Genomic DNA, 1771 nt, shown 5'->3' with positions numbered 1-1771 from the left:
TATCCGTCAATTGATTCGAGACATCATCGACCAAAACCCTTTGGGTGTTATATGGTCAAGCCTCACGGACCATTAGTACCGGTTAGCTCAACGCCTTGCAGCGCTTCCACACCCGGCCTATCAACCAGCTGGTCTTGCTGGGTCCTTTAGGAGGCTCAAGGCCTCAGGGAGATCTCATCTTGAAGGGGGCTTCCCGCTTAGATGCTTTCAGCGGTTATCCCGTCCGTACATAGCTACCCGGCAATGCCACTGGCGTGACAACCGGAACACCAGAGGTACGTCCACTCCGGTCCTCTCGTACTAGGAGCAGCGCTTCTCAAATCTCCAACGCCCACGGCAGATAGGGACCGAACTGTCTCACGACGTTCTAAACCCAGCTCGCGTACCACTTTAAATGGCGAACAGCCATACCCTTGGGACCGACTTCAGCCCCAGGATGTGATGAGCCGACATCGAGGTGCCAAACACCGCCGTCGATGTGAACTCTTGGGCGGTATCAGCCTGTTATCCCCGGAGTACCTTTTATCCGTTGAGCGATGGCCCTTCCATACAGAACCACCGGATCACTAGAACCTACTTTCGTATCTGCTCGACGTGTCTGTCTCGCAGTTAAGCACCCTTATGCTCTTGCACTCACTGCACGATTTCCAACCGTGCTGAGGGTACCTTCGTGCTCCTCCGTTACTCTTTGGGAGGAGACCGCCCCAGTCAAACTACCCACCACACACGGTCCTCGAACCGGATTACGGTCCTGAGTTAGAACGCCAATGATGCCAGGCTGGTATTTCAAGGTTGGCTCCACCCCATCTGGCGACAGGGTTTCAAAGCCTCCCAGCTATCCTACACAAGCAACATCAGCGTCCAGTGTGAAGCTGTAGTAAAGGTTCACGGGGTCTTTCCGTCTAGCCGCGGGTACACAGCATCTTCACTGCGATTTCAATTTCACTGAGTCTCGGGTGGAGACAGCGTGGCCATCATTACGCCATTCGTGCAGGTCGGAACTTACCCGACAAGGAATTTCGCTACCTTAGGACCGTTATAGTTACGGCCGCCGTTTACCGGGGCTTCGATCAGGAGCTTCGCGTGAGCTAACACCATCACTTAACCTTCCGGCACCGGGCAGGCGTCACACCCTATACGTCCGCTTGCGCGTTTGCAGAGTGCTGTGTTTTTAATAAACAGTTGCAGCCACCTGGTATCTTCGACCGCGTCAGGCTCCGGTCGCGAGGACCTTCACCCTAATGCGGCGTGCCTTCTCCCGAAGTTACGGCACCATTTTGCCTAGTTCCTTCACCCGAGTTCTCTCAAGCGCCTTGGTATTCTCTACCTGACCACCTGTGTCGGTTTGGGGTACGGTCTCACAGTATCTGAAGCTTAGAGGCTTTTCCTGGAAGCGTGGCATCGATGACTTCCTGACCGTAGTCAGTTCGTCTCGCCTCTCGGCCTTAAGGATCCGGATTTACCTGAATCCTCAGCCTACCGGCTTTCACCAGGACAACCAACGCCTGGCTCACCTAGCCTTCTTCGTCCCCCCATCGCAATACTGTGAGGTACGGGAATATTGACCCGTTTCCCATCGACTACGCCTTTCGGCCTCGCCTTAGGGGCCGACTCACTCTGCTCCGATTAGCGTCGAACAGAAACCCTTGGTCTTCCGGCGGGGGAGTTTTTCACTCCCCTTGTCGTTACTCATGTCAGCATTCGCACTCGTGATACCTCCAGCATGCTTCTCAACACACCTTCATCGGCTTACACGACGCTCCTCTACCGC

The 1771-nt window shown here is 54.9% G+C and carries 1 rRNA gene; it reads right to left on the bottom strand.

What is annotated here, in order from left to right:
* Window positions 1–51: 51 nt before the first annotated feature.
* Window positions 52–1771: ribosomal RNA gene (locus NH448_RS23395) — 23S ribosomal RNA — on the bottom strand; the annotation flags it as partial.

The organism is Halomonas sp. OfavH-34-E (genome assembly GCF_024124525.1).
Classification (GTDB): domain Bacteria; phylum Pseudomonadota; class Gammaproteobacteria; order Pseudomonadales; family Halomonadaceae; genus Halomonas; species Halomonas litopenaei.
The sequence above is the reverse complement of the archived record's forward strand: the minus strand, read 5'-3'. Positions and strand labels throughout refer to the sequence as shown.